Annotated in this window: 26 protein-coding genes; 11 read left to right on the top strand and 15 right to left on the bottom strand. The window is 62.2% G+C overall.

Translation table 11 applies throughout. The features are described 5' to 3' along the window. The first annotated feature begins 2 nt into the window (after positions 1-2). Positions 3-2,951 (top strand): HD domain-containing phosphohydrolase, encoded by a 2,949-nt coding sequence (locus AC19YR_RS02765; RefSeq protein WP_500597034.1) that lies wholly within the window; start codon positions 3-5, stop codon positions 2,949-2,951. Here the strand turns inward: AC19YR_RS02765 and AC19YR_RS02760 are convergent, their stop codons facing one another. Together AC19YR_RS02760 and AC19YR_RS02755 are read right to left on the bottom strand one after the other, a co-directional pair. Next, positions 2,952-3,434 carry a free L-methionine (R)-S-oxide reductase MsrC gene (locus AC19YR_RS02760; protein ID WP_095107509.1) on the bottom strand — a complete coding sequence of 161 codons (483 nt, stop codon included), beginning with the start codon at positions 3,432-3,434 and terminating at the stop codon, positions 2,952-2,954. It abuts the gene before it with no gap. Further along, a complete protein-coding gene (locus tag AC19YR_RS02755) occupies positions 3,431-4,321 on the bottom strand; it encodes an ATP-binding protein (protein WP_095107508.1) in 891 nt (296 codons plus the stop codon). The genes AC19YR_RS02760 and AC19YR_RS02755 overlap by 4 nt, the downstream gene beginning before the upstream one ends. Positions 4,322-4,486: 165 nt before the next feature. Between AC19YR_RS02755 and AC19YR_RS02750 the strand changes: the two genes are divergently transcribed. After that, positions 4,487-6,808, top strand: coding sequence for a hybrid sensor histidine kinase/response regulator (locus AC19YR_RS02750; RefSeq protein WP_500597043.1), 2,322 nt, complete (start codon positions 4,487-4,489; stop codon positions 6,806-6,808). On the opposite strand, the gene AC19YR_RS02745 is transcribed toward AC19YR_RS02750, so the two are convergent. The 3 genes from AC19YR_RS02745 to msrB form a co-directional block, all read right to left on the bottom strand. Beyond that, positions 6,792-7,253, bottom strand: a complete 462-nt coding sequence (locus AC19YR_RS02745) for a MarR family winged helix-turn-helix transcriptional regulator (protein ID WP_095107506.1) — start codon at positions 7,251-7,253, stop codon at positions 6,792-6,794. The genes AC19YR_RS02750 and AC19YR_RS02745 overlap by 17 nt on opposite strands. Further along, positions 7,250-7,735, bottom strand: a complete 486-nt coding sequence (locus AC19YR_RS02740) for a glutathione peroxidase (RefSeq protein WP_095107505.1) — start codon at positions 7,733-7,735, stop codon at positions 7,250-7,252. The genes AC19YR_RS02745 and AC19YR_RS02740 overlap by 4 nt, the downstream gene beginning before the upstream one ends. Before the next feature lie 113 nt (positions 7,736-7,848). Next, positions 7,849-8,244: a peptide-methionine (R)-S-oxide reductase MsrB gene (gene msrB, locus AC19YR_RS02735; protein ID WP_095107504.1), complete on the bottom strand. Its 396-nt coding sequence runs from the start codon at positions 8,242-8,244 to the stop codon at positions 7,849-7,851. Positions 8,245-8,456: 212 nt separating this feature from the next. Between msrB and AC19YR_RS02730 the strand changes: the two genes are divergently transcribed. Further along, on the top strand, positions 8,457-9,668 hold the full coding sequence (locus AC19YR_RS02730) for a pyridoxal phosphate-dependent aminotransferase (RefSeq protein ID WP_095107503.1): 1,212 nt from the start codon (positions 8,457-8,459) through the stop codon (positions 9,666-9,668). 315 nt (positions 9,669-9,983) lie between these two features. Beyond that, entirely contained in the window at positions 9,984-10,871 is an 888-nt protein-coding gene (gene htpX / locus AC19YR_RS02725) for a protease HtpX (RefSeq protein WP_095107502.1), read from the top strand. Between the two features lie 51 nt (positions 10,872-10,922). Here htpX and AC19YR_RS02720 read toward each other — a convergent pair whose 3' ends face one another. After that, positions 10,923-11,579, bottom strand: a complete 657-nt coding sequence (locus AC19YR_RS02720) for a thiopurine S-methyltransferase (protein WP_500597029.1) — start codon at positions 11,577-11,579, stop codon at positions 10,923-10,925. Positions 11,580-11,681: 102 nt separating this feature from the next. Between AC19YR_RS02720 and AC19YR_RS02715 the strand changes: the two genes are divergently transcribed. Then, positions 11,682-12,449 (top strand): DODA-type extradiol aromatic ring-opening family dioxygenase, encoded by a 768-nt coding sequence (locus AC19YR_RS02715; RefSeq protein ID WP_500597028.1) that lies wholly within the window; start codon positions 11,682-11,684, stop codon positions 12,447-12,449. 90 nt (positions 12,450-12,539) lie between these two features. Here the strand turns inward: AC19YR_RS02715 and AC19YR_RS02710 are convergent, their stop codons facing one another. Continuing rightward, the gene (locus tag AC19YR_RS02710) at positions 12,540-14,213 is read right to left on the bottom strand and encodes a DEAD/DEAH box helicase (protein WP_095107499.1); all 1,674 of its coding nucleotides are present in this window, start codon (positions 14,211-14,213) and stop codon (positions 12,540-12,542) included. Positions 14,214-14,355: 142 nt separating this feature from the next. Between AC19YR_RS02710 and AC19YR_RS02705 the strand changes: the two genes are divergently transcribed. After that, positions 14,356-14,547, top strand: a complete 192-nt coding sequence (locus AC19YR_RS02705; protein ID WP_176465052.1) for a hypothetical protein — start codon at positions 14,356-14,358, stop codon at positions 14,545-14,547. A 109-nt stretch (positions 14,548-14,656) separates the two neighbouring features. Here AC19YR_RS02705 and AC19YR_RS02700 read toward each other — a convergent pair whose 3' ends face one another. Next, positions 14,657-15,412 (bottom strand): spermidine synthase, encoded by a 756-nt coding sequence (locus AC19YR_RS02700; RefSeq protein ID WP_095107498.1) that lies wholly within the window; start codon positions 15,410-15,412, stop codon positions 14,657-14,659. Positions 15,413-15,561: 149 nt separating this feature from the next. On the opposite strand from AC19YR_RS02700, the gene AC19YR_RS02695 reads away from it, so the two are divergent. Next, complete coding sequence (locus AC19YR_RS02695) at positions 15,562-16,908, top strand: class II 3-deoxy-7-phosphoheptulonate synthase (protein ID WP_095107497.1); 1,347 nt, start codon at positions 15,562-15,564, stop codon at positions 16,906-16,908. A 17-nt stretch (positions 16,909-16,925) separates the two neighbouring features. Here AC19YR_RS02695 and AC19YR_RS02690 read toward each other — a convergent pair whose 3' ends face one another. After that, entirely contained in the window at positions 16,926-17,135 is a 210-nt protein-coding gene (locus tag AC19YR_RS02690) for a YjiS-like domain-containing protein (protein ID WP_256576509.1), read from the bottom strand. A gap of 93 nt (positions 17,136-17,228) precedes the next feature. Between AC19YR_RS02690 and AC19YR_RS02685 the strand changes: the two genes are divergently transcribed. Further along, positions 17,229-18,083 (top strand): LysR substrate-binding domain-containing protein, encoded by an 855-nt coding sequence (locus AC19YR_RS02685; RefSeq protein WP_500597027.1) that lies wholly within the window; start codon positions 17,229-17,231, stop codon positions 18,081-18,083. On the opposite strand, the gene AC19YR_RS02680 is transcribed toward AC19YR_RS02685, so the two are convergent. Then, entirely contained in the window at positions 18,073-18,822 is a 750-nt protein-coding gene (locus AC19YR_RS02680) for a sulfite exporter TauE/SafE family protein (protein WP_095107495.1), read from the bottom strand. The two genes, AC19YR_RS02685 and AC19YR_RS02680, sit on opposite strands and share 11 nt — an antisense overlap. Positions 18,823-18,927: 105 nt before the next feature. Here AC19YR_RS02680 and AC19YR_RS02675 point away from each other — a divergent pair, with 105 nt between their 5' ends. After that, positions 18,928-19,899, top strand: coding sequence for a LysR family transcriptional regulator (locus AC19YR_RS02675; protein ID WP_095107494.1), 972 nt, complete (start codon positions 18,928-18,930; stop codon positions 19,897-19,899). A gap of 63 nt (positions 19,900-19,962) precedes the next feature. Here AC19YR_RS02675 and AC19YR_RS02670 read toward each other — a convergent pair whose 3' ends face one another. The 3 genes from AC19YR_RS02670 to AC19YR_RS02660 all read right to left on the bottom strand — a co-directional run bounded on the left by AC19YR_RS02670 (position 19,963) and on the right by AC19YR_RS02660 (position 21,459). Next, positions 19,963-20,589, bottom strand: a complete 627-nt coding sequence (locus tag AC19YR_RS02670; RefSeq protein WP_500597024.1) for a LysE family translocator — start codon at positions 20,587-20,589, stop codon at positions 19,963-19,965. A 98-nt stretch (positions 20,590-20,687) separates the two neighbouring features. Beyond that, on the bottom strand, positions 20,688-20,957 hold the full coding sequence (locus AC19YR_RS02665) for a hypothetical protein (RefSeq protein WP_500597022.1): 270 nt from the start codon (positions 20,955-20,957) through the stop codon (positions 20,688-20,690). Between the two features lie 67 nt (positions 20,958-21,024). Beyond that, a complete protein-coding gene (locus AC19YR_RS02660) occupies positions 21,025-21,459 on the bottom strand; it encodes an antibiotic biosynthesis monooxygenase (RefSeq protein ID WP_095107491.1) in 435 nt (144 codons plus the stop codon). Between the two features lie 95 nt (positions 21,460-21,554). Here AC19YR_RS02660 and soxR point away from each other — a divergent pair, with 95 nt between their 5' ends. Then, a complete protein-coding gene (gene soxR / locus AC19YR_RS02655) occupies positions 21,555-22,028 on the top strand; it encodes a redox-sensitive transcriptional activator SoxR (RefSeq protein WP_095107490.1) in 474 nt (157 codons plus the stop codon). Between the two features lie 111 nt (positions 22,029-22,139). Beyond that, positions 22,140-22,604 carry a VOC family protein gene (locus AC19YR_RS02650; protein WP_500597020.1) on the top strand — a complete coding sequence of 155 codons (465 nt, stop codon included), beginning with the start codon at positions 22,140-22,142 and terminating at the stop codon, positions 22,602-22,604. A 146-nt stretch (positions 22,605-22,750) separates the two neighbouring features. On the opposite strand, the gene AC19YR_RS02645 is transcribed toward AC19YR_RS02650, so the two are convergent. Continuing rightward, positions 22,751-23,185 (bottom strand): DoxX family protein, encoded by a 435-nt coding sequence (locus AC19YR_RS02645; protein WP_095107488.1) that lies wholly within the window; start codon positions 23,183-23,185, stop codon positions 22,751-22,753. Between the two features lie 102 nt (positions 23,186-23,287). Beyond that, positions 23,288-24,709 carry an MltF family protein gene (locus AC19YR_RS02640; protein ID WP_500597018.1) on the bottom strand — a complete coding sequence of 474 codons (1,422 nt, stop codon included), beginning with the start codon at positions 24,707-24,709 and terminating at the stop codon, positions 23,288-23,290. Positions 24,710-24,728: the final 19 nt, after the last annotated feature.

Here is a 24,728-nt window from a genome sequence, read left to right as displayed (position 1 = left end):
TGATGCCCAGCCCACTGCGCCCGGACAAACGCCGGTTCCCGCTGCACGTGCACATCAGCGTGATGTTTACCCTGCTGCTATTGCTGACCGGCACGGTGCTGGGCATTTTCAACTATCGACAAACCACCCAGATCATCCTTTCCAGCAGCCAGAAACTGTTCGATCGCATCGAACAGGACGTGCGCCTGGACTTGCAGTCAACCTACGAGCCCATCCGCCACCTGCTCAGCCTGCTGGCCCAGTACCCCCAAGCCCAGGCACCAGATCTGACGCAGCGCCTGGCGTTGCTCAAACCCTTCAGCCAGGCCCTGCGCGACAACACCAACCTGGCATCGCTGTACGTGGGCTATCCCGATGGCGACTTTTTCATGGTCCGGCCGCTGGCCACCCAGGCGTTGAAAGAGCGCTTCAAGGCACCGGACAACGCCGCGTACCAGGTCTGGAGCATCGAGCGCAGCCCCGACACTGGCACCACCCACTCGCAGACGCTGCTCTTCGACCGTTCGCTGAACCTGCTGGAACAACGCGACAACCCACGGGAGAACTACGACCCGCGGGCCCGCGAATGGTTTATCAGTGCCCGCAGCGATGACGACCAGATCACCACCGCACCCTACCTGTTTTTCTCCACGCGCAATGTCGGCACCACCCTGGCCCGACGCAGCGGCAGCGAGGCGGTGATGGGCGCGGACCTGACCCTGAACCAACTGTCCGCGACCCTGGCCAAGCACGTTGTCACCCCCAGCACCCAAATCGCCCTGTTCGATGCCGATGGCAACGCGGTGGCCTACCCCGACAGCAGCAAGTTGATTATCGAGAGCCAGACCGCGCGCCTTATCAAAGCCCGGGACCTGCATCCCGCACTCAAAGCCCTGCTCATGGACAACCCCGGCGGCAACCGCTTGACCCTCGACCGGCGCCAGTGGGTGGTCGCCCGCAGCAGCATGCACGAGGGCGGCCCCCAAGGCCTGCAACTGGCGCTGCTGGTGCCTGAAGACGAGTTGCTGGCCGATGCCTATCGCCTGCGCTGGCAGGGCGCGCTCATCACCCTGACCACCCTGCTCCTGTGCTTGCCGCTGGGCTGGCTGACCTCGCGCATTCTGGTACGCCCCTTGCGGGACCTGGTGGATGAAGCGGACGCCATCCGCAGTTTCGATTTCAACTACCCGGTGACACGCCGTTCGCCGGTACTGGAAGTCGATCAGTTGAGCCTTTCCATGGCTCGGATGAAGGAGACCCTGGCGAGCTTCTTTGAAATCACCGCCAGCCTGTCGGCCGAGACGCGTTTCGAACCGCTGCTGCAACGGGTGCTGTTCGAGACGGTAAAAATCAGCCAGGCCCAGGCGGGCCTGATCTACCTGCGCGACAGCGACGATGGTCGCCTTGAGCCCCACGGGCTGGTCATCGACGACATCGCCCAGGACCTGCCCCGCTTCCAGATCAAGGTCCAGACCCCACAGGACGAAACTGCCCCGCACTGGTTGCAGCAACTCAATCGTCAAGACAGCGCCGTTGCATCCCTGGGCTTTGAAGCAGCGCAAGACCTGCAAAGCGTGCTGCTGGCCATGCAATGCCCTCGAGCGCACTTGATTGCCATCCGCTTGCGCAACCGGCATAACGAAATGGTCGGGGTATTGGTGTTGTTGCTCGCTGACAGCGGCAGCGAGGCCGACCTGGAAAAACTGCGCCCTGACCGCATCGCCTTTATCCAGGCTGTTTCCGGCGCGGCGGCAGTGTGCATCGAGAGCCAACGACTGCAAGCCAAGCAAAAACAGCTTCTGGACGCCTTTATCCAGCTATTGGCCGGCGCCATCGACGCCAAGAGCCCCTACACCGGAGGCCATTGCCAGCGCGTACCGGCCCTGACCCTGATGCTCGCCCGCGCGGCTGCCGAGAGCCAACAACCGGCGTTTCGCGCCTACCGCCCCAGCGAGGACGAGTGGGAAGCCCTGCACATCGCGGCCTGGCTGCATGATTGCGGCAAGGTCACCACGCCAGAATACGTGGTCGACAAGGCGACCAAACTGGAGACCCTGTGCGACCGCATTCATGAAATCCGCACCCGCTTCGAGGTGCTCAAGCGCGATGCCTGGGTCAGTTTCTGGCAGGCCCGGGCCTTGGGCGGCGACGAGCAGCCACTGGCGGCGCTACGCGATGCCAGCCTGGCCAGCCTGGATGATGACTTTGCCTTTGTCGCCCGCTGCAACCTGGGCGGCGAATCCATGAGCGATGAGGATTTGCAACGCTTGCGCACCATCGCCGCCCGCACCTGGACCCGCACCCTGGATGATCGCCTCGGGGTTTCCTGGGAAGAGAATGCGCGCCAGGCGCGTACGCCCGCCGCCAGCCTGCCGGCCACCGAGCCCCTGTTGGCGGACAAGCCCGAGCACCTGTTCGAGCGCGCACCAAGCGAACTGATTCCGGCCGACAACCCCTGGGGTTTCAAGCTCGAGGTGCCGGCCTACAAGTACAACCGTGGCGAGCTGTACAACCTGAGCATCAACCGGGGCACCTTGACCCGCGAGGAACGCTACGTCATCAACCACCACATGGTGCAGACGATCCTGATGCTCAGCCACCTGCCGTTTCCCAGCCACCTGGGCAATGTCACCGAGATCGCCGGTGGCCATCATGAAAAAATGGACGGCACCGGTTACCCCAAGCAGCTCAAGCGCGCAGACATGAGCCTGCCGGCGCGCATGATGGCGATTGCCGATATCTTTGAAGCCCTCACCGCCGCCGATCGCCCGTATAAGAAGGCCAAGACCCTCAGTGAGGCGCTGGGCATCATGGCCGGCATGTGCCGTGATGCCCACATCGACCCGCAACTATTCGGTCTGTTCATCGAGGCGGGCATCTATCGCCAATACGCCGAGCAGTTCCTCGCGCCGCAGCAGATCGACCTCGTCGAACCCGACAGCTTGCTCAGCAAGGCCGGCCTCAAAGCCTGACTAACAGTCACTCAAGCGCAGGAACACCTGCGCCAAGGCCTCGATCCCGGCCTGATCCTGCTCGGTAAAGCGGGCCAGCAAGGGGCTGTCCAGATCCAGCACGCCAATCAGGCGCCCGTCCTTGACCAGCGGCACCACCAACTCACTGTTGGATGCGCTGTCACAGGCGATATGCCCGGCGAAGGCATGTACGTCATCCACCCGCTGGGTCTGCAACGTGGCCGCAGCCGCGCCGCACACACCACGCCCGAACGGGATACGCACACAAGCGATCTGCCCCTGGAACGGGCCGAGCACCAGTTCCTCATGCTTATTGAGGTAGAAACCCGCCCAGTTTAGATCATCGAGTTGGTTGAACAGAAACGCCGAGAACTGCGCCGCATTGGCGATGAAATCACGCTCATCGGCCAGCAACGACTCCAGTTGCGCCAGGAGCAAGCTGTAGCCCTCTAGGCCCGCCACGTTTTGCTGCAAATCGATCATGGCTTTTGCTCCAGCAACTTGAGGCCCACCCAATAACGGGCGAACTGGTAGGCGCAACGCCCGTTGCGGTTGCCGCGCCCGGTGGCCCAGCGTACCGCAAGGATGTCCAGCTCCTCATCACGCTGCCAGGCCAGCCCGGCCTTGGCTGCGAGCTCGCCGACCCAGTGTTCGACCACGTTAAGAAAGTGCTCCTGAGTGAAGGGATAGAACGACAGCCACAAACCGAAGCGGTCCGACAGCGCGATCTTGTCTTCCACCGCTTCGTTGGGGTGCAGTTCACCGTCGACCATTTTCCAGTTCTCGTTGTCGCTTTCCTTCTCCGGCACCAAGTGCCGACGGTTGGACGTGGCGTACAACAAGACATTGTCCGGCGCCTGTTCCAGGGAGCCGTCGAGCACGCTCTTGAGCACCCGGTAGTCCCCCTCCCCGGTCTCGAACGACAGGTCATCGCAAAACAACACGAAGCGCTGGGGCAATTTTTGCAGTTGCTCGACCACACGCGGCAGGTCGGCCAGGTGATCGCGCTCGATTTCGATCAGGCGCAAACCGCGCTTGGCATGCTCAGCCAGCAGCGCCCGCACCAGGGATGATTTGCCCGTGCCCCGCGCGCCCCACAGCAAGGCGTGGTTGGCGGGCATGCCGTCGAGGAACTGCTGGGTGTTGCGGCCCAGTTGCTCACATTGCTTATCGACCCCGATCAGGTCGCTCAGGCGCATATCCAGGCTGACCTCCAGCGGCATCAGGTAGCCCGTGCGGCCATCGCGCTGCCAGCGCGCCGCCAGGCACGTCGTCCAGTCGATGGCGTGGCGCGGCGCCGGCAGCAAGGGCTCCAGGCGCGCCAGCACGGCGTCGGCACGTTCAAGAAACGCATTCAATCGAGAATCCACGACTTCTCCTCAAGGCTTGTTTGGACGATTTGTTGTAAAGCCAGGCCCCACGCCCGGCCACTGCGGGCCGTAACGGGATAAACACATAAACGAACTGCGCCGAAAAACAGCGATCATCGGCTATGCTTGCCCAGCGAAGGGAAACGGGACATGGCTCAGCATCCGATGGATATCAAGTTCACCAATCGCCTGTCCTACAAACAGGCCAGGCTCACTGTACTGGTCGGTTTCTTGCTGGGAACCCTGCTCAGCCTGCTGCAAATTGGCATCGATTATGCCAGTGAAGATGCCTCCATCAACCGTGAAATACACGCGCTCCTGGAAATCAGCCACAACCCCGCCTCGCGCATCGCCTACAACATTGACGCCGAACTCGCCCAGGAGCTGACCTTGGGCCTGTTGCGCTCGCCCGCCGTGATCGGCGCCCAGTTGATCGACAACAACGACAGCGTCCTGGCCAGCGTGCGCCGCCCCGGCCAGCAAAGCGGCTACCGGGTCATCAGCGACTTTCTATTCGGCGCCCAGCGCCAGTTCGAGGACCGCCTCTACCTCGACCATATGCCGGGCGAAGCCCTCGGCACTCTGCGCTTGGACATCGACACTTACGCCTTTGGCAGCCGTTTTTTGCGCCGGGCCGAAGTCACCCTGCTCAATGGTTTCGCCCGCAGCCTGATCCTCACGGGCATTCTGCTGGCGTTGTTCTACGTGATGCTGACCAAGCCACTGGTGCGGGTGATCCGTGAACTGAGCCGCAGCGACCCGCGCAACAGCCAGCAGGCCAGGCTGGAGTTCCCCGCCGGCCATGAACATGATGAGATCGGCGTTCTGGTCAAGGTGGCCAACCAGCAGTTCGAGAACATGGCCACCGAAATCCGCCAGCGGCGCAACGCCGAAAATCGCCTCACCGATTACCTGGGGCAACTGGAAAACATCGTTTCGGCTCGCACCATGGAGCTCAAGGCGATCAACAGCCGCCTGAGCCAATCCAATGAAGAACTACAGCACGCCCGCACCACGGCGCTGGAAATGGCCGAGGCGCGGTCAGCGTTCCTGGCCAACATGAGCCATGAAATCCGCACACCGCTCAATGGCCTGCTGGGCATGATCGCCCTGTCCCTGGACAGCCCGCTCAACGCCGAGCAACGCCAGCAACTGGCAATCGCCCACGACTCCGGCAAAGTGCTGGTGGAGTTGCTCAATGACATTCTCGACCTGTCGAAATTCGACGCCGGCCAATTGGAGCTCGAACGCATCCCCTTCGACCTCGGCGCCCTGATCGAAGACACCGCCAACCTGCTCTCGCAGAATGCGGCGCCCAGCGTTGAACTGACCTGCCTGATCGACCCGCAATTCCCCGCCCTGGTGCTGGGCGACCCGACGCGGGTGCGCCAAATCGTCAGCAACCTGCTGTCCAACGCCCTCAAGTTCACCCGCTTCGGCCGTGTCGACGTGCGCCTCAAACAGGTGGCGGACGGGGTCAGGATCGAGGTCTGCGACACCGGCATCGGCATTGCCCAGGACGCCCAGGTGAAGATCTTCCAGCCTTTCACCCAGGCCGGCGCCGGCATTACCCGCCAGTTCGGCGGCACCGGTTTGGGCCTGGCGCTGACCTATAACCTCTGCGAAGCCATGCAGGGCCGGCTGATAATCAGCTCCGAAGCGGGTTTTGGCAGCCAGTTCTGTGCCGAGTTGCCCTTGCCTTGCCATACACCTGCCGTCACGCCCCAACCCTTGCGCGGTTGCATCGTCGCTCTGACCACGGCCGACAGTGGCCTGGCCGAGTTGCTGAACAGCCTGCTGCCCGGTTGGGGCCTGGACTACCATCGGCGCAACCTCGACGATTCGTTGGCCAACCTCGACCCCGACTTGCTCATCAGCGATTGCCCGCAGTGCCTGTTCGGCCTGCGTCCGGGCCTCGCGGCGCCGATCCTGCTGGTCACCGCCTATGGCAATTTCCTGCCCAGCGAAGAAGCCAGCGCCCTGGCGCCACTGCAACAGCAGGCGCGGCCTTTGGCTCGTACGGCGCTGTACCAGACCTTGCGCCGCACTCTGCAAGTCGAAACCAACGTTATTGACGATGCCCAGCTCGCCACGCCGGCCCTGCAAGGCCGCGGGCGCATCCTTCTGGTGGAGGACAACCCGGTCAATCAACTGGTGGCCAAGGGCATGCTGGGTAAGCTCGGCTGCGAGGTCAGCGTCGCGGCCCATGGCGGCGAAGCCCTTGGCCTGCTGGAGCAAGGCTCCTTCGAGTTGGTGCTGATGGACTGCAACATGCCGGTGATGGATGGCTACGAGGCGAGCCGGCAGATTCGCCAGAGCGGGCGCTGGCCCGACCTGCCCATCGTTGCTCTCACAGCCAACGCCATGCCCGAGGAGCGCGAGCGTTGCCGTGCGGCCGGCATGGACGATTACCTGGCCAAGCCGTTTCGCCGCGAAGAACTGGCGGCCCTGCTCGACCGCTGGGTGCCACTCATGACAAAGCCTTGAGCTGACCCAGCAACTGATCCAGGCCTTCGCGCAAGGCCCCCAAGCCATCCAGATCCACGCCGCTATCGCACAACAGCCGTGCCTTGAGCGGTGCCACCGCATCGCGCAACGCCAGCCCTGGTGCGGCCAGACTCAAATGCACTTCCCGTTCATCCCGCGCCGAACGCTGGCGCTGCACCAACGCCATCTGCTCCAGACGCTTGAGCAACGGCGTCAGCGTCCCGGAATCCAGGCTCAGGCGCTCGCCCAGGGCCTTAACCGTCGGCTGCTCGGGCGGTGCGTCATGCCACTCCCACAGCACCAGCATCACCAGGTATTGCGGGTAAGTCAGGCCCAAGCGGTCGAGCATGGGCTTGTAGCCACGGATCACCGCCCGCGATGCGGCGTACAGCTTGAAGCACAACTGACTGTCGAGTTGGAGCGAATTGGCTGACAGGTCCTTCATTTGAGCAAGGCTTCTATCTCGCCGGCCAACTCCTGGGGCTTGGTGGTCGGCGCGAAGCGCTTGACCCGTTGCCCGTCCTTACCGATCAGAAACTTGGTGAAATTCCACTTGATGCCCTGGGAGCCCAACAACCCCGGTGCGCGCTTCTTTAATTGCACGAACAGCGGATGGGCCCCGGCGCCGTTGACTTCAATCTTCTTGAACAACGGGAAAGTGACGCCGAAATTGAGTTCGCAGAATTGCGAGATAGCGCCTTCATCCCCCGGTTCCTGCTTGCCGAACTGGTTGCAGGGAAAGCCCAGCACCACCAGGCCTTGGTCCTTGTAGGTCTGCCAGAGCTCTTCGAGGCCCTTGTACTGCGGGGTGAAACCGCACTTGCTCGCGGTGTTGACCACCAACACGGCTTTCCCGGCGAAGTCCGCCAGGGTCTTTTGCTCGCCGTTGAGGGTGGTGCAAGGAATTTGCAGCAGTTTGTCGGTCATGGTTCAGGCGCTCCATAGCGGAAAGAACGACAACCATAACGAGCAATTCAATTGCATACAATTGAATTACTCAAAAAACAGCCCGCGAAGGGCTGCTTTCACTCAGGGCTGTGTCAGACGCGCGGCACCAGGTCCAGGCACACCGAGTTGATGCAATAACGTAAACCGGTGGGCGCCGGACCGTCGGGAAACACATGCCCCAGGTGCGCATCACAGTGGCTGCACACCACTTCGGTGCGAATCATGCCGTGGCTGACGTCGCGGATCTCGGTCATGGCGTTTTCGCCTATCGGCTCGTAGAAACTGGGCCAACCGCAGCCAGAATCGAATTTGGCCTGGGAATCGAACAGCGGTTCATTGCAGCAAATGCAGTGATACACGCCATCAACCTTGGAGTCGTTGTACTTGCCCGAAAACGGCCGCTCAGTGCCCTTCAGGCGGCATACGTTGTACTGCTCGGGGTCGAGCATGGCACGCCATTCTTCAAGGGTTTTCTCAAGCTTTGTCATCGTCTTACCTCTGTGGCTCAAAAAGCCTGATCTGTATCTTTTCCACGGATCAGGCGGCACGTATGATTGCGCCTCGTCAGACGCCAGTCTGGCAGCCGTGTCACGTGCATTCAAGCCGCTACGCCGGCCACAGGCCTGTGTGAGCACGCAGGATTCCCAGCCCGCAAGCACCGCGCTGCGCCTGGATCGTTCATTTTCGGGAACACATCGCCATGCAGGTCAGCAAATCGAACAAGCTCGCCAACGTCTGCTATGACATTCGCGGCCCAGTGCTCAAGCACGCCAAACGCCTGGAAGAGGAAGGCCATCGCATCCTCAAGCTGAACATCGGCAACCCGGCGCCTTTTGGTTTCGAAGCACCCGATGAAATCCTTCAGGACGTCATCCGCAACCTGCCCACAGCCCAGGGCTACAGCGACTCCAAGGGCCTGTTCAGTGCCCGCAAGGCCGTGATGCAGTACTACCAGCAAATGCACGTGGAAGGCGTCGGCATCGAGGACATCTATCTGGGCAACGGGGTGTCCGAGCTGATCGTGATGGCCATGCAGGCCTTGCTCAACAATGGCGACGAAGTCCTCGTCCCGGCCCCCGACTACCCGCTCTGGACCGCTGCCGTCACCCTGGCCGGCGGCAACCCGGTGCACTACCTGTGCGACGAGCAGGCCAACTGGTGGCCGGACCTGGCTGACATCAAGGCCAAGATCACGCCGAACACCAAGGCCCTGGTCATCATCAACCCGAACAACCCCACCGGCGCCGTGTACTCCAAGGAAGTGCTGCTGGGCATGCTGGAATTGGCCCGCCAGCACAACCTGGTGGTGTTTTCCGATGAGATCTACGACAAGATTCTCTATGACGACGCCGTGCACATTTGCACCGCCTCCCTGGCGCCAGACCTGCTGTGCCTGACCTTCAACGGTCTCTCAAAATCCTATCGGGTTGCCGGCTTCCGCTCCGGCTGGGTGGCGATTTCCGGCCCCAAGCACAACGCCCAAAGCTACATAGAGGGCATCGACATGCTGGCCAACATGCGCCTATGTGCCAACGTGCCAAGCCAACATGCGATCCAGACCGCCCTGGGCGGCTACCAGAGCATCAACGACCTGGTACTGCCCGCTGGGCGCCTGCTGGAACAGCGCAACCGTACCTGGGAACTGCTCAACGATATCCCCGGCGTCAGCTGCGTCAAACCGATGGGCGCGCTCTACGCCTTCCCACGGATCGACCCGAAAGTCTGTCCGATCCTTAACGATGAGAAGTTCGTCCTCGACCTGCTGCTCTCGGAAAAACTCCTGGTAGTTCAGGGCACGGCCTTCAACTGGCCATGGCCCGATCACTTCCGTGTCGTGACCCTGCCACGGGTCGACGACCTGGAGCAGGCGATTGGTCGGATCGGAAACTTCCTCAAGTCCTACCGCCAGTAAGTCCGTTGCGCTGTACGGCTTAAGCAAAGTCGTACAGCGAGCCATTCAGCAACACATCTTTGCCATTGCTCGCCTCATGCCATCCCAGGCTTCCATTTTAGAGACCTGAGAACCCGCATACCCAACGGCAGCAGGACCTTCGCGGAGAAAAAAAGATCAGACTAACCGGTGCATCTCGCGGGAAATACCCTACAGGCGGCTAAAAATCCACTGTAAGACACAGTTTGAAATAGTCACCCGGTTGAATAGCCCGGTGCAGCACCTTATATACCCCGCAGTACGCTACGTCTTTAGCATGAGGAGAGTTCTACAACCATGATGCGCATTCTGCTGTTTTTGGCCACTAACCTGGCGGTCGTGCTGATTGCCAGCATCACCCTGAGCCTTTTCGGCTTCAACGGGTTCATGGCGGCCAACGGGGTTGACCTGAACCTCAATCAGCTGCTGATCTTCTGTGCGGTCTTCGGTTTTGCCGGCTCCCTGTTTTCGCTGTTCATCTCCAAGTGGATGGCGAAGATGAGTACCAGCACCCAGATCATCAGCCAGCCGCGCACTCGCCATGAACAATGGTTGTTGCAGACTGTCGAGCAACTGTCCCGCGAAGCCGGCATCAAGATGCCCGAAGTCGGGATCTTTCCGGCCTACGAGGCCAACGCCTTCGCTACAGGCTGGAACAAGAACGACGCACTGGTCGCCGTAAGCCAGGGCCTGCTGGAGCGCTTTTCCCCGGATGAAGTCAAAGCCGTGCTGGCCCATGAAATCGGCCACGTCGCCAACGGTGACATGGTCACCCTGGCACTGGTGCAAGGCGTGGTGAACACCTTCGTGATGTTCTTTGCGCGGATCATCGGCAACTTCGTCGACAAGGTGATCTTCAAGAACGAAGAAGGCCAGGGCATCGCCTACTACGTAGCGACCATCTTCGCCGAACTGGTACTGGGCTTTCTGGCCAGCTCCATCGTCATGTGGTTCTCGCGCAAACGCGAGTTCCGCGCCGACGAAGCCGGCGCCCGGCTGGCCGGCACCAACGCGATGATCGGTGCGCTGCAACGCCTGCGCTCGGAACAGGGTTTGCCCGTGCACATGCCCGACACCCTGAATGCCTTCGGCATCAATGGTGGTGTCAAGCAAGGCCTGGCTCGCATGTTCATGAGCCACCCACCGCTGGAAGAGCGTATCGACGCTCTGCGTCGCCGCGGCTAACAACCAAACAAAAAGGGGTGACTGTGTCACCCCTTTTTGTTTGCCCGTGGCTCAGCGTTTGCTCAACTGATAAACCCGCTCATCCAAGCGCGTGACGCCACCCTTGAGGAACTTCCAACTCTCACCCAGGATGTCTTTCTCGTACCCGATCCGCAGTTGCCAATCTGCCCCGAACAGCTGCTGGACCTCTGGGTCAGTGACCGCAAACGGCGGCCCGTTCATCTGCGACTGATCGTAATCGAGGGTAATTAGTAACCCTTTACAGCCGTCCTTGAGGATGCGTTCCAGGTGCTGGGCATACTGCTCGCGCATCGGCTCAGGCAACGCGATCAGCGCAGCCCGATCATAAAAAGCCGCACACTCAGCAACATCCTCGGCACTCAAGGCGAAAAAATCCCCACACCACACCTCCAACGTTCCGGCCTGATAGACACGGAAAGCACCACGCTGGGAGAGCTGTGGTTCCACCTGTTGTTCCGCGAAAAAGTCCTCCACTGCCTTGGCCGACAGCTCCACCCCCAGCACCCGATACCCCTGCCCCGCAAGCCAGCCCATATCCAGGCTTTTTCCGCACAACGGCACCAGCACCTGGCTGCCCGGAGCCAACCCCAAACCAGGCCAGAATTGCGGCAAGTAAGGGTTCACTTCGGGTAAGTGGAAACCAATCTGGTCGCGCTCCCAGCGCTTGTGCCAAAACTCTGGCTGCATAAACACCTCTGATAAATCGATCAAAAAGCGCTAAAACTTATATTAGATTTAGATCAATGATCTGGCTGAAGATGGCGTCATCTTAACGCTCAGGACCGTCTTATGCTTCCCAGCCTGTTTATCTCACACGGCTCGCCCATGCTGGCACTTGAACCCGGCGCCAGCGGCCCGGCCCTGGCCCGATTGGCCGCCGAGCTGGAGCGGCCCAAGGCCATAGTGGTGGTGTCCGCCCACTGGGAAAGCCAGGGCCTGCGGGTCAGCAGCCATCCGCACCCCAAAACCTGGCACGACTTTGGCGGCTTCCCCGCCGGCCTGTACGCCGTGCAATACCCCGCCCCCGGCCAACCCGAATTGGCTGGCGAAGTCGCCGGGTTATTGCACGCCGCCGGCCTGCCGGCGGAATTGGACGCCCAACGGCCGTTCGACCACGGCGCTTGGGTGCCGCTTTCGCTGATGTACCCGCGCGCCGACATACCGGTGGTGCAGGTGTCGTTGCCCAGCCATCTGGGCCCGGCTCTGCAAACCCGCGTTGGCCGCGCCCTGGCGGACCTGAGGGCGCAAGGCGTGTTGTTGATCGGTTCTGGCAGCATCACCCACAACCTGGGCGAGCTGGACTGGCGCGCCGGCCCCGAGACCATCACACCCTGGGCCCGGGAGTTTCGCGACTGGATTGTGGACAAACTCCAGGCCGGCAATGACGCCGCCCTCGACGACTATCGTCGCCAGGCCCCCAACGCCGCGCGCAACCACCCCAGCGACGAGCACCTGCTGCCGCTGTACTTCGCCCGAGGTGCCGGCGGGACCTTCGGCATCGTCCACCAGGGCTTCACCCTTGGTGCGCTGGGCATGGACATCTACCGGTTCGACTGAGCCGCAGCCGCCCAGACGAAACGCCAGGCATAAAAAATCCCCGAACCAGTCGGGGATTTTTCATGTGCGATCAATCAACCCGCAAGCGGATCAATCTTCGCGATAGCGACGCAGTTTGAGCTGCTTACCGGCAACGCGAGTGTCTTTCAGTTTGGTCAGCAACTTCTCCAGACCATCTTCCGGCAACTCGACCAGGCTGAAGCTATCACGCACTTGGATACGACCGATCGCTTCGCGCGCCAGGCCACCCTCGTTGAGGATAGCGCCCAGCAGGTTCTTGGCGGCGATGCCATCACGCGCGCCCAACGCGGTGCGGCAACGGGCACGACCTTCGGCCAGTGGAACCGGAGCGCGGCGCTCGCGATCACCACGGTCCGGACGGTCGCCGGTACGCTCAGGACGATCGCCACGGGGTGCGTTGTTCGGCACCAGTGGGCGTTCTTTCTCGATGGCCGCCAGGGTCAGGGCTTGACCGTTGGTGGCCTTGCGCAGCAAAGCTGCGGCAAGTGCGCGCGGGGTGCAACCGATGTCGGCGGTCAGGCGATCGAGCAGATCGCCGTGGGTCGATTCGGCGTCAGCCACCAGCGGCGACAGGCTGTTGGTCAGCTTCTTGATGCGCGCATCGAGCACAGCCTGGGCGTCTGGCAGGCGAACTTCGGCAACTTTCTGCCCGGTCACGCGCTCGATCACTTGCAGCATGCGGCGCTCGCGTGGCGTCACCAGCAGCAGCGCACGACCTTCGCGACCGGCACGGCCGGTACGGCCAATACGGTGCACGTAGGACTCAGGGTCGTAAGGCATGTCCACGTTGAACACGTGAGTGATACGCGGAACGTCCAGGCCACGGGCGGCAACGTCGGTCGCCACAACGATGTCCAAACGGCCATCCTTGAGGGATTCGATCACGCGCTCACGCTGGTTCTGGGCAATGTCACCGTTCAGCGCAGCGGCTTTGTAGCCTTTGGCTTCCAGGGCGCTGGCCAGGTCCAGGGTTGCTTGTTTGGTGCGCACGAACATGATGAGGGCGTCGAAGTCTTCGACTTCCAGCAGGCTCAATACAGCCGAGGTCTTCTGGTCAGCGTGAACCAGCAGGTGTGCCTGCTCGATCGCGGTAACGGTCTGGGTCTTGGTCTGGATCTTCACGTGCTGCGGATCGCGCAGGTGGCGCTCGGCGATGGCACGGATCGACTGTGGCAGGGTCGCCGAGAACAGTACGGTTTGGCGGCTGGCGGGCAGGGCTTTGAAGATGACTTCCAGGTCATCCATGAAGCCCAGCTTGAGCATTTCGTCAGCTTCGTCCAGAACCAGGTGGTTCACGGTCGCCAGCACTTTTTCGTCGCGACGCAGGTGGTCGCACAGGCGGCCCGGGGTGGCGACGACGATTTGTGCGCCGTTGCGGATGGCTTTGAGTTGCGGGCCCATGGGCGCGCCACCGTAGACAGCCACGACGGTAACGCCCGGCATTTGCTTGGCGTAGGTTTCAAAAGCGGTTGCTACTTGCAGCGCCAACTCACGGGTTGGCGCCAGGATCAGGGCTTGCGGTTCGCGCTTAGCAGGATCGATGCGGTGCAGGATCGGCAGGGCGAACGCGGCAGTTTTACCCGTACCGGTTTGCGCCTGACCAATCATGTCGTGACCGGCCATGATGATCGGGATCGATTGCTGCTGAATAGCCGAAGGTTCTTCGTAGCCGGTTGCGATGACGGCGGCGAGAATGTTCGGATTAAGATTAAAAGCGGCGAAGCCGCCGGTTTCCTGGGTCATGGGTCTGCCTCTAAGTGCATCCGCAAAGACCCATGCTCCAAAGCTGCGCATGCCGTGTAAGACTCAAGAGTCGCCCTGGCTGCTTTGTCGGCGGGGATTTGCGAAAACGAATGAATGAAAGGATCGTCAAGGAAGAGTCCGTTTGTACGGACGTGCAGCCGAAGCTGACTTCGGGGAATTGCGCTACCTGAACGCGGCCTGGCTAAAGGCCGGCGCGCACTATACCGGAATTCACCAAAAAAGGGAGTTTTTTTTAATGCCCAAGCCGAGCGCAGGCCTTGATGTCGCGGGCTTTGCCCATTCCCGTGCCAAGGTCGACGCTCTAAAAGCCTGAGCCTGCCAGGTGAGAGGCTTAAACGTTTCATCGCTGCGCCCCTGTGCCGCGGACAACCGTCATCACTCAAGCCGGCGTCCGGGGCTGTTCAAGGGGCGCTGGCCCACGATCAGGTCGCGGGGCGGATCGCCTTGATAAGCGCCTGCAGCGAATAGCCCAGGCGGGGTGCCAGCGCCTCGGCCCGGGCAGTCAGGGCAGGCAGGTCCAGCTCCTGCTCCAGGTCGGCGGGCACGATCAGGATCACGTTGCCCTCCTTCACCGGCAGTTCCCAGTAATGTCGGTGGTAAAGGCCGCGCAGCAACGCCGCGCCCAGGGGTTTGCCGTCATCCGTGGCCCATTGGTTGATGACCAGCCAACCGCCCGGGTTCAGGCGTTTCTGGCAGTCGGTCAGAAAACCCCAGGCCAGATGCCCTACACCGGGGCCGACATCGGTATAGAGGTCGACGAAAATCAGGTCGGCGGATTCGGCGCTGGCCAGCAGCTCCAGGGCATCGCCCACGCGGATATACAGGCGCGGGTCGTCGTCCAGCCCCAGGTACTCGATGGCCAGGCGTGGCACGTCGGGGCGCAGCTCGATGGCTTCGACATCTTCCAGGGGCAGGAACTTGAGGCAGGCCTGGGTCAGCGTGCCGGCGCCCAACCCCAGGAACAGCGCGCTTTCCGGCGCCTCGTGGCACAGCGCGCCAATCAGCATGGCGCGGGTGTAGTCGTACTCCAGCCAGCTCGGGTCGGCGGTGAACACGCAACTCTGCTCGATGGCATCGCCAAACTCGAGAAAGCGGTAGTCCGCCACTTCCAGCACGCGAATCACGCCGTACTCGTCCTGCACCTCGGCGAGCAAATGCTCGACGCGCTCCTCAGTCATTTCGTCTCCTGATCGCCGCCGGGCCCGGCGACGCAATAAACTGCCGGTTGAACGCGGCAAAGGCGCGATTGTGGGCGAAGCGGCGCGCACAGGTCACGTACTAATTGCTGATAACATGCCGCTCCCACCGTAAAACACTAGAGCCTGCGATGAGCCAACCCTGGAGTCCCGATAGCTGGCGTGCCCTGCCGATCCAGCAACAACCCCACTACCCCGACGCGGCGCATTTGCTGCGGGTCGAGCAAAGCCTGGCCAGTTACCCGCCGCTGGTGTTTGCCGGTGAGGCCCGGGAGTTGCGCCGCCAGTTTGCCGAAGTGACCCAGGGCCGCGCGTTCCTGCTGCAGGGCGGTGATTGCGCCGAAAGCTTTGCCGAGTTCTCGGCGGCAAAAATCCGCGACACCTTCAAGGTGCTGCTGCAAATGGCGATTGTCATGACCTTTGCCGCCGGTTGCCCGGTGGTCAAGGTCGGGCGCATGGCCGGGCAATTTGCCAAGCCGCGTTCAGCCAATGACGAAACCCTCGCCGGCGTGACCCTGCCGGCCTACCGTGGCGATATCGTCAACGGCATCGGTTTCGACGAAAAAAGCCGCGTGCCGGACCCGGAACGCCTGCTCCAGGCCTATCACCAATCCACCGCCACCCTGAACCTGCTGCGCGCGTTCGCCCAGGGCGGGTTTGCCGACCTGCACCAAGTGCACAAGTGGAACCTGGATTTCATCGCCAACTCGGCCCTGGCCGAAAAGTACAGCCATTTGGCCAACCGCATCGACGAGACGCTGGCCTTTATGCGCGCCTGCGGCATGGACAGCTCGCCGCAACTGCGCGAAACCAGTTTCTTCACCGCCCATGAGGCCCTGCTGCTCAATTACGAAGAAGCCTTCGTGCGCCGCGACAGCCTGACCAACGACTACTACGACTGCTCGGCCCACATGCTGTGGATCGGCGACCGCACCCGCCAACTGGACGGTGCCCATGTCGAGTTCCTGCGCGGGGTGAACAACCCCATCGGGGTCAAGGTCGGCCCGAGCATGAACACCGACGACCTGATCCGCCTGATCGACACCCTCAACCCGGACAACGACCCCGGGCGCCTGAACCTGATCGCGCGCATGGGCGCCAGCAAGGTGGGCGACCACTTGCCACAGCTGATTCGCGCCGTGGAACGCGAAGGCAAGCAGGTGCTGTGGAGCTGCGACCCGATGCACGGCAATACCATCAAGGCCAGCAGCGGCTACAAGACCCGCGATTTTGCGCAGATCCTCGGCGAAGTGAAGCAGTTCTTCCAGGTTCACCAAGCCGAGGGCAGCTATGCCGGCGGCATTCATATCGAGATGACCGGGCAGAACGTCACCGAGTGCATCGGCGGCGCCCGGCCAATCACCGAGGATGGCTTGTCGGATCGCTACCACACCCACTGCGACCCACGGATGAACGCCGACCAATCCCTAGAACTGGCCTTCCTGATCGCCGAAACCCTCAAGCAAGTCAAACGCTGAGCCCCGCCTAGACAGGGTCAGCGGCCCAAAGGGTCGCGCCAGCACGGGTCTGCCGTGCTGGCGCGCACATCCGCCGGGTTCAGGCCGATATCCCGGAGCGCGTCATCGCTGAGCCCCGCCAACAGCCGCCGCTCTCGGCGCACCTCGCGCCAGCGGCCGAGCCGTTGCAGCAGCGGGCGCCACGGCGCCTGGGTCACTACCAAAAAGCCGCGTTGAGCTTTCATCATCCTGTTCTCCAATGGGGATGACGGCAGTCTGTTATCAGGGCTAAGATCAATCAAACGAATGTTTCTGATGCAATACATCTCAGAGATTGATTAATGAGCCACTACCCCAGTATCGACACCGAAGTCCTGCGCACCTTTGTCGCCATCGCCGACCAGGGCGGGTTCACCCGCGCCGGGGAGGTAGTCAACCGCACCCAATCGGCGGTCAGCATGCAGATGAAGCGCCTGGAAGAGGACGTGCTGCAACGCCAGCTCTTCCAGCGCGACGGGCGCCAGGTGCGGCTCACTCCCGAAGGCCAGATTCTGCTGGGCTATGCGCGGCGCATCCTCAAGCTGCACAGCGAAGTGTTCAACACCCTGCGCGAGCCGCACATGGTCGGCACCGTGCGCATCGGTACACCGGACGACTACGTGATGCGGTTTCTGCCGGGCATCCTGTCGCGCTTCGCCCAGGCCTATCCGCTGATCCAGATCGAAATGCACTGCGAGGCCTCCAGCATCCTGATGCAACGCCAGGACCTGGACCTGACCGTCATCACCCGCAAACCCGGCGAGGAAATCGGCCAATTACTGCGCCACGAACGCCTGGTGTGGGCCGCCGCGCCGGGGTTCTGCCTGGAGGAACACACCGTGCTGCCCCTGGCCATGCCCGGCCCGGAGTTCTTTTGCACCCAATGGGCGTGCAAAGCGCTGGAGGGTTGCGGCCGGGATTTTCGCCTGGCTTACCACAGCTCCAGCGTGGCGGCGATTATGGCGGTGGTCAGCGCCAGCCTGGCGGTCACCGCCCATATGGGCAGCCTGGTCACCGATGACCTGCGGGTGCTGGGCGCCGCCGATGGCATGCCGGAACTGCCCGCCGCCAGCATCATGTTGTTGCGCCATCCGCAAAAAAACTCGCCCATCACCGAATGCCTGGCCGAGCACATCGTCGAAGGCTTCAGACTTTAAAAGCCAGCATCACCGCGCAGACCACCAGAAAACCGCAGAACAACCCACGCAGCAGGCGCTCCGGCAAGGCGTGGGCGATCTTCACCCCCCAACTGATGCTCAGCAGGCCACCGATGGCCAACGGCACGCCAACTCCCCAGTTGACCTGCTGGTGCAGGGCGTAGGTCACCAGGGTCACGCCGGTGCTCGGCAGCGCCAGGGCCAGTGACAAGCCCTGCGCCACCACCTGGGTGGTGCCGAACAGGCTGGTCAGCACGGGCGTTGCCACCACCGCGCCGCCCACGCCGAACAAGCCGCCCATCGACCCCGAAGCGGCCCCCAGCACACCGAGCCAAGGCCAGCCATAGCGCATCTGCGCCGAGGGCGCGGCCGTGCGGGTGAACATGCGCGCCAGGTTGTACACCGATAGGGCTATCAGGAACGCCACAAAGCCCAGGCGCATCAACCGCGCGTCCAGGCCCACCGCCCAGATCGAACCCAGCCAGGCAAAACAAAAACCCATGCTCGCCAACGGCAAGACATGGCGCAGCTCGATGCGGTTGCGCTGGTGGTAACGCCACAAGGCCAGCATCACGTTGGGCACCACCATCACCAGCGCCGTGCCCTGGGCGATCTGCTGGTCCAGGCCGAACAACACGCCCAGCACCGGGATCGCGATCAAACCGCCGCCAATGCCGAACAACCCGCCCACGGTGCCCAACGCCGCACCCAGGGCCAGATACATCGCTAACTCAATCACAGGCCACTCCTCACAAGGTGCCCGCATGCTACGCAACCTGGCCTAGCCTGGAAACGCACAGCAACGCACAATGGCTATGCGCTATCCGCACAAGCGAGCCCCTCCGTGAATCCAAACCTACTCACCGACCAACTCGGCCTGTTTCTCGACGTACTGGAAACCGGCAGTTTTTCCGCCGCCTCGCGCCGCCACCCCTTGACCCCATCGGCCGTGGCCCGGCGTATCGACAGCCTGGAAAGCGCCCTGGGCAGCCAGTTGTTCATCCGCAGCACCCACGCCGTGCGCGCCACGCCCGCCGGCTTGGCCTTTGCCGAGCGGGCACGGCGTATCGTCAGCGAATTGCGCCTGGCCCGCGCCGAAGCGGTATCCCTGAGCACTGCCCCGCAAGGCCTGATCCGCATCGACGCCCCTGCCGCGTTCGGCCGCCGCCATTTGGCACCGGTAATCGCGGATTTTTTGCTGGCCTACCCGGGGCTGGATGTGCAGTTGCACCTGATCGACAGCTTTGTCGACATGCAGGGTGCGCACTTGGGCAAGGTCGACCTGGTGCTGCGCGCCGGGCTTATGGCCGACACGCGGCTGGTGGCTACCCCGCTGGCGAGCATGGTGCGCATCGCCTGCGCCAGCCCGGCCTACCTCAAGCGGCGCGGCACGCCCACCCACCCCGGCGAACTGGGCGACCACGATGGCCTCGATTGGGATGGTTTGGCGCCGCCCTTCGCCTGGCGTTTTACGGTGGACGGTCAGCAGCAGGCTCATCGCCCACAGCGGGTGCGCATGAGCAGCAACAACGCCGAAGCCTTGGTGGACGGTGCTCTCGCCGGGCTGGGCATCGCGCACCTGCCCACCTGGCTGATAAGCCAATACCTGCTGCGCGGCGAACTGCTGCCGCTGTTCTGCGACGACGGCTTGCCCCGGCCCGAAGCCAGCGGCATCTACGCCCTGCGCCTGGAGCAGCAGGCCAACTCCCGCAGCCGCTTGCTGCTGGAATACCTCAAGAGCCGCTTCAGCCCGATGCCGCCCTGGGACCTGGCCCTGCAAAGCGACCTGCGCTGGCGCCAAAACTCGGGGCAATGACGAAAAAACCGCCACAAAAAAGCCGCAAAGCCCTCTAGAACGGACTTCGCGGCTGTCGTGGCTTCAGCCCAGCAGATGCCGCAGGCTATCGGCCAGCAGCGGGTACAAGGACATCACCAGCAGCAGCGCCATGCCCCAGTTGAATAGCCGCAACCAACGAGGCTCGCGCAGCACATTGCGCAACAGCGTACCGCACACCACCCACATGCCCACGCTGGGCAGGTTTATCAGGGCAAACACGGCAGCAATCACCACCACATTAGTGAAGTAACCCTGCAACGGGGTGTAGGTGCTGATAGCGCCAATGGCCATGATCCACGCCTTGGGGTTGACCCACTGGAACGCCGCCGCCCCCAGGTAACTGATGGGTTTACCCTCGCTCCGCTCGCCCTCTGACACCGGGCCGCTGTGGGCGATTTTCCACGCCAGGTACAACAGATACGCCGCGCCGACATAGCGCAGTACGTTGTAGACCAGGGGATAAGTCTCGAACACAGCACCCAAGCCAAAGCCAACCGCCAGCACCAGGATGAAAAAACCGCAGGTGATACCGAGCATATGGGGGATTGTGCGGTGGAAGCCGAAATTCACCCCTGACGCCAGCAGCATGGTGTTGTTCGGCCCGGGGGTGATCGATGTCACCAAGGCAAACAGGGCGAAGCCCAACAGCAAGTCCAGCGAGAGCGTCATGGTGCAATTCCATCAAGGTCGTTCAGGCCTCGACCCTATCGGAGCACCGCGGTGAAACCCACGCACAGTTGCACAAAACTTGCGGCAGTACAGTTAGCTCAGCTGGGGCGACTGCGTAAAACTGCACTACGATCGGCATTCATCTCGCCCTGGCGATCGAAACCCAAGTGCGGCGCCGCCGGTTTGAGCAACTCGGCCCGTTTGCGCTGGTACTCGTCAAAAGACAAACCACGGCGGTTCAGGGCCTCGAGCGCCAGCTCCTGGCTTTCCTGCACAGTGAACGGCCGCGCCTGCGGGCCTGGCGGCGTCGCGCAACCGGCCAATGACACGGTGCCAAGCAGCGAAAGGGCAAGCGCAAAACGGTTCATCACAGACTCCTGGCAATCGCAGTGAAGCAATGGCCATAGGCTACGCCTGTGGGGCAACCGACAAAAATCAACCTTCTCGATAGTGGCTATTGGCATGTGCAGCAGGGTCGCCACACATCACCTGTGGATAAACCGTCGCGTGCACTAGGTTGCAGTGCAGGGCGTCATCGTGGCTGCGTTCGATACTGCGCAGCACCTGGAAGGAGCCGAAAGTGACAGCCTTGGCGTGATAGGCGCGGATCAGTTGCCAAAAATCCTCCTCCCCGCGCTCAAACCGCACGAACGCTGCCTCTCCCGCCTCGCGGGATTCCCATTGCAGGTAATTGAGCACCCGGCGCCCATCCTCACTGGCCTGCACGCTGGCGTTGAGAAAACCACCGTACCCCTGGGCCAGATGTTCGGATTGCTCGGCCAGGGCGCTGACCAGCCCTTGCAGTTGATGGGGTTCGATCTCGAATTCGATCAGTTGGGTGAAGCTGCGGTTGTTCTCTGATACGTGCATGAACCGTTCCCTCGCGACATGGAAGCCAGACCTTGCGATCTGAAGGCCTGCAGGGTAAAACCTCTACCTAAGTCAAGGTCAAGCGGCAAAACCACATGATTACCAAAGAAATGCTGCACAAGGAATTGAGCGTCGGCCAACTCTCTGCCCGCAGTGGCGTGGCGGTGACCGCCCTGCACTTCTACGAGGCCAAGGGCCTTATCAAGAGCAACCGCAACCAAGGCAACCAGCGCCGCTACCCGCGCGAAGTGCTGCGGCGGGTGGCACTCATCAAGATCGCCCAACGCCTGGGCATTCCCCTGGCGACCATTCACGATGCCTTGCACGCACTGCCTGATGGCCGCGCCCCGACAGCGGCGGACTGGAAGAACCTGTCTGCCCAGTGGCGCAACGACCTGGACGAGCGCATCAACAAACTGGTGTGGCTGCGCGACCAGCTCAACGGCTGCATGGGCTGCGGCTGCTTGTCCATGGAGGCCTGCCCACTGCGCAATTTCGGCGATGTGCTGGGCGAGCAAGGCCCCGGGGCGCATTTGCTGGAACCGAGCGAGCGTGGGAAATCCCGCTAACCGACGTGCTCCCCGTCGGCTGAAACCTGGTGACGGATGCCCGCGCCTATAGTGAAAACGTTGCACAACCATGAAGGTTCACCCCCATCCCCCACCAAAAGGAGAACGGCCATGAATGTCAAACCCATCCCCGAGGGCTATCACAGCATCACGCCTTACTTGGGCATCAAGGCTGCCGCCAAAGCCATAGAGTTTTATAAAGAAGCCTTCGGCGCCAACGAAATCATGCGCCTGGACATGCCCAACGGTGACGTCGGCCACGCCGAACTGCGCATCGGCGACAGCGCCATCATGCTTGCCACCCCGTGCTCCGAATCAGGCCTGGGCGGCCCCGACGCCTTGCAGGGTACGTCGGTGGGCCTGCATTTGTACGTCAATGACGTTGACAGCCAGTTCGCCCGCGCGCTCAAGGCCGGGGCCACGGCGATTGCCGAGGTCAAGGATCAGTTCTACGGCGACCGCAGCGGCGCGCTCAGAGACCCTTTCGGCCATGTGTGGTTCATCTCCACCCACAAGGAAGACCTGAGCCCCGAAGAAATCGGACGGCGGGCGCAGGAGCTGTTCAAACAGGGCTAAACAACCTGTGTGCAGGTTTGTGTGGGAGCGGGCCTGGTTCGCGCGGCGATCCGACGATGGCGATTTCAGCCGACATTCAGGCTGAATTTGCCATTGCTATCGCGAGCAAATCCGCTCCCACAGGGGTGCTTCTTTTATCCCCTCAATTACCGGGCAATCGCCGCGTCGGCCGACAACTTGCCCGCGCCTTCAAACAACACTGCGATCGTGCCGCCCAACAGCGCCAGGGCGAATTCATAACCGTTGTTGGCCATGAACAGGCCGTGGCTGATGTGCACCGAGAAAATCGCCACCAACAGGGTGAACGACAGGCCCAACGCCGCAGGACGCGCCAACAGGCCAATAATCAGGGCCAAGCCGGCGAAGAACTCGGTACCGCCGGCCAGCGATGCCATCAGGTAGCCCGGCGCCAGGCCGATACTTTCCATCCACTGCGCCGTGCCGGCCAAGCCGCCGCCGCCAAACCAGCCAAAAAGTTTCTGCGAGCCGTGGGCAGCGAAGATGATGCCGACAAAGATGCGCAGGACCGTCAGGCCATAACCTGCGCGAGTGAACAGTACGCGGTTAATCAGTGTGCTCATGCTGGGTCATCCATTGTGTTGTTGGGGGCATGGCCGCCATATTAATCAGTAACCGAAATGTTAAAAGCGCTAAAAACGCGAGATAACAATCAGATTATTCGATCACTTGCGTGAGACGACCTTCTGCGTCCCGGGCTCCAAGGACTCCCGTTCCCGGTCGAATGCCAAGTAATACTTATTGACGCTATTAACATAGCTGACCGCCCCCATTCCCACCTGCTCCATGGCGATGCGTTCGACCTGGAAGAACCACTGATCGGGGTTCAGGCCCCGACGCCGGGCCTCGGCGCGCATGCCCTGGACCCGCTCCGGGCCCATGTTGTAAGCCGCCAGCACGAACGCCATGCGCTCACGCTCGTTGAGCTTGGGGCTGGCGAAGAACTTGCGGCGGATCAACGTCAGGTACTTGGCGCCGGCCTGCACATTGCTGTCCAGGCTCTGGATATTGTTGACCCCCACCCGCTGGGCCGCCGACGGCGTGATCTGCATCAACCCCGTGGGCCCACCGCCACTGCGGGCACTGGGCTGCAGGGCGGACTCTTTGAAGGCCAGCGCCGCCAGGTTGAGCCAGTCCATACCCTGCTCGCGAGCGTGTTTTTGCAGGACCGGGCGCAGTTTTTCCAAACGCTGGCGGGTGACCCGCGCCAAAGGGTTGTGCACCTTGTACAAGCGCCGGTAGATGCGTAGGAATGCGGCGTCCTGGTCGGACGGGGCTCGATAGGTTTTCAGGAACCGGTCGATGCTGGCGCGCAACATCGATGCGTCGCGGCGCACAAACCAGTACTGCTCCCCCGGCTCGCTCACCAGCACCTGGCGATCGAAGCGCAATTTAGGCAGGATCTTGCCCCAGCGCTCGGCAATCGGTTGCTCGACGATGGTCAGGTGAAAGATCCCGGCCTGGACCATCTCCAACACATCCTCCACCGCCAGGCTGGGGTCCACCCACTCGATCAGCACCGGCGGCAACTTGCGCAGCGCTAGTTTCTGGTTGATCTGGTCGATTGCCCCGGCCGCCGCGCTGCCAGTGGCCAGGGTCAGGGTCTTGCCGGATAACTGCTCCAGGCGCGTGTAGCGCCGCTCGCCCTTGATGCCCACCAGCAACAGCGGCACATCGCTGGCAATCGGCTCGCTGGTGCTCACGCCATGGCCGGAATGGGGGTCGAGCAACTCACCCGGCGCCACCAAGTCGCCTTCACCGCGCTGCAACGCACCGAGCAACTGCTCCTTGGCTTTGGGAATGATCTTGAGGCTGATTTCCTGGCCATCACGGGCATGGCCATTGAGGTACTGCTCGAAGGCCCGCAAGCGATGGTACTCCACGCCAATGGACTGGCCCTGGACCTCGCCTGAGCTGTTGCGGCTCTGGTTGACCAGCACCCGCAACACCCGGCTGCTGCGGATTTGCGCCAGGTCGCGGACCTTATCCGTGGCCACGGCCTGCACCGGCCCGGGCAGGCGCGCCGCCGCCGGCAGCGGCAACAGGGCCGCCAGGCACAGCAAAAGCCATAGGGTGGGTCGCGTCATCCGCTCTCCGGGATCAGTA

The organism is Pseudomonas sp. MF08817 (genome assembly GCF_059862705.1).
This window is presented reverse-complemented; position numbering and strand designations above follow the sequence as displayed.

Coding starts and splice junctions, on each gene's coding strand:
- AC19YR_RS02765 (WP_500597034.1), top strand. CDS start 3: ATGCCCAGCCCACTGCGCCCGGACAAACGCCGGTTCCCGCTGCACGTG.
- AC19YR_RS02760 (WP_095107509.1), bottom strand. CDS start 3,434: ATGATCGATTTGCAGCAAAACGTGGCGGGCCTAGAGGGCTACAGCTTG.
- AC19YR_RS02750 (WP_500597043.1), top strand. CDS start 4,487: ATGGATATCAAGTTCACCAATCGCCTGTCCTACAAACAGGCCAGGCTC.
- AC19YR_RS02745 (WP_095107506.1), bottom strand. CDS start 7,253: ATGAAGGACCTGTCAGCCAATTCGCTCCAACTCGACAGTCAGTTGTGC.
- AC19YR_RS02740 (WP_095107505.1), bottom strand. CDS start 7,735: ATGACCGACAAACTGCTGCAAATTCCTTGCACCACCCTCAACGGCGAG.
- msrB (WP_095107504.1), bottom strand. CDS start 8,244: ATGACAAAGCTTGAGAAAACCCTTGAAGAATGGCGTGCCATGCTCGAC.
- AC19YR_RS02730 (WP_095107503.1), top strand. CDS start 8,457: ATGCAGGTCAGCAAATCGAACAAGCTCGCCAACGTCTGCTATGACATT.
- htpX (WP_095107502.1), top strand. CDS start 9,984: ATGATGCGCATTCTGCTGTTTTTGGCCACTAACCTGGCGGTCGTGCTG.
- AC19YR_RS02720 (WP_500597029.1), bottom strand. CDS start 11,579: ATGCAGCCAGAGTTTTGGCACAAGCGCTGGGAGCGCGACCAGATTGGT.
- AC19YR_RS02715 (WP_500597028.1), top strand. CDS start 11,682: ATGCTTCCCAGCCTGTTTATCTCACACGGCTCGCCCATGCTGGCACTT.
- AC19YR_RS02710 (WP_095107499.1), bottom strand. CDS start 14,213: ATGACCCAGGAAACCGGCGGCTTCGCCGCTTTTAATCTTAATCCGAAC.
- AC19YR_RS02700 (WP_095107498.1), bottom strand. CDS start 15,412: ATGACTGAGGAGCGCGTCGAGCATTTGCTCGCCGAGGTGCAGGACGAG.
- AC19YR_RS02695 (WP_095107497.1), top strand. CDS start 15,562: ATGAGCCAACCCTGGAGTCCCGATAGCTGGCGTGCCCTGCCGATCCAG.
- AC19YR_RS02690 (WP_256576509.1), bottom strand. CDS start 17,135: ATGATGAAAGCTCAACGCGGCTTTTTGGTAGTGACCCAGGCGCCGTGG.
- AC19YR_RS02685 (WP_500597027.1), top strand. CDS start 17,229: ATGAGCCACTACCCCAGTATCGACACCGAAGTCCTGCGCACCTTTGTC.
- AC19YR_RS02670 (WP_500597024.1), bottom strand. CDS start 20,589: ATGACGCTCTCGCTGGACTTGCTGTTGGGCTTCGCCCTGTTTGCCTTG.
- AC19YR_RS02665 (WP_500597022.1), bottom strand. CDS start 20,957: ATGAACCGTTTTGCGCTTGCCCTTTCGCTGCTTGGCACCGTGTCATTG.
- AC19YR_RS02660 (WP_095107491.1), bottom strand. CDS start 21,459: ATGCACGTATCAGAGAACAACCGCAGCTTCACCCAACTGATCGAATTC.
- soxR (WP_095107490.1), top strand. CDS start 21,555: ATGATTACCAAAGAAATGCTGCACAAGGAATTGAGCGTCGGCCAACTC.
- AC19YR_RS02650 (WP_500597020.1), top strand. CDS start 22,140: ATGAATGTCAAACCCATCCCCGAGGGCTATCACAGCATCACGCCTTAC.
- AC19YR_RS02645 (WP_095107488.1), bottom strand. CDS start 23,185: ATGAGCACACTGATTAACCGCGTACTGTTCACTCGCGCAGGTTATGGC.
- AC19YR_RS02640 (WP_500597018.1), bottom strand. CDS start 24,709: ATGACGCGACCCACCCTATGGCTTTTGCTGTGCCTGGCGGCCCTGTTG.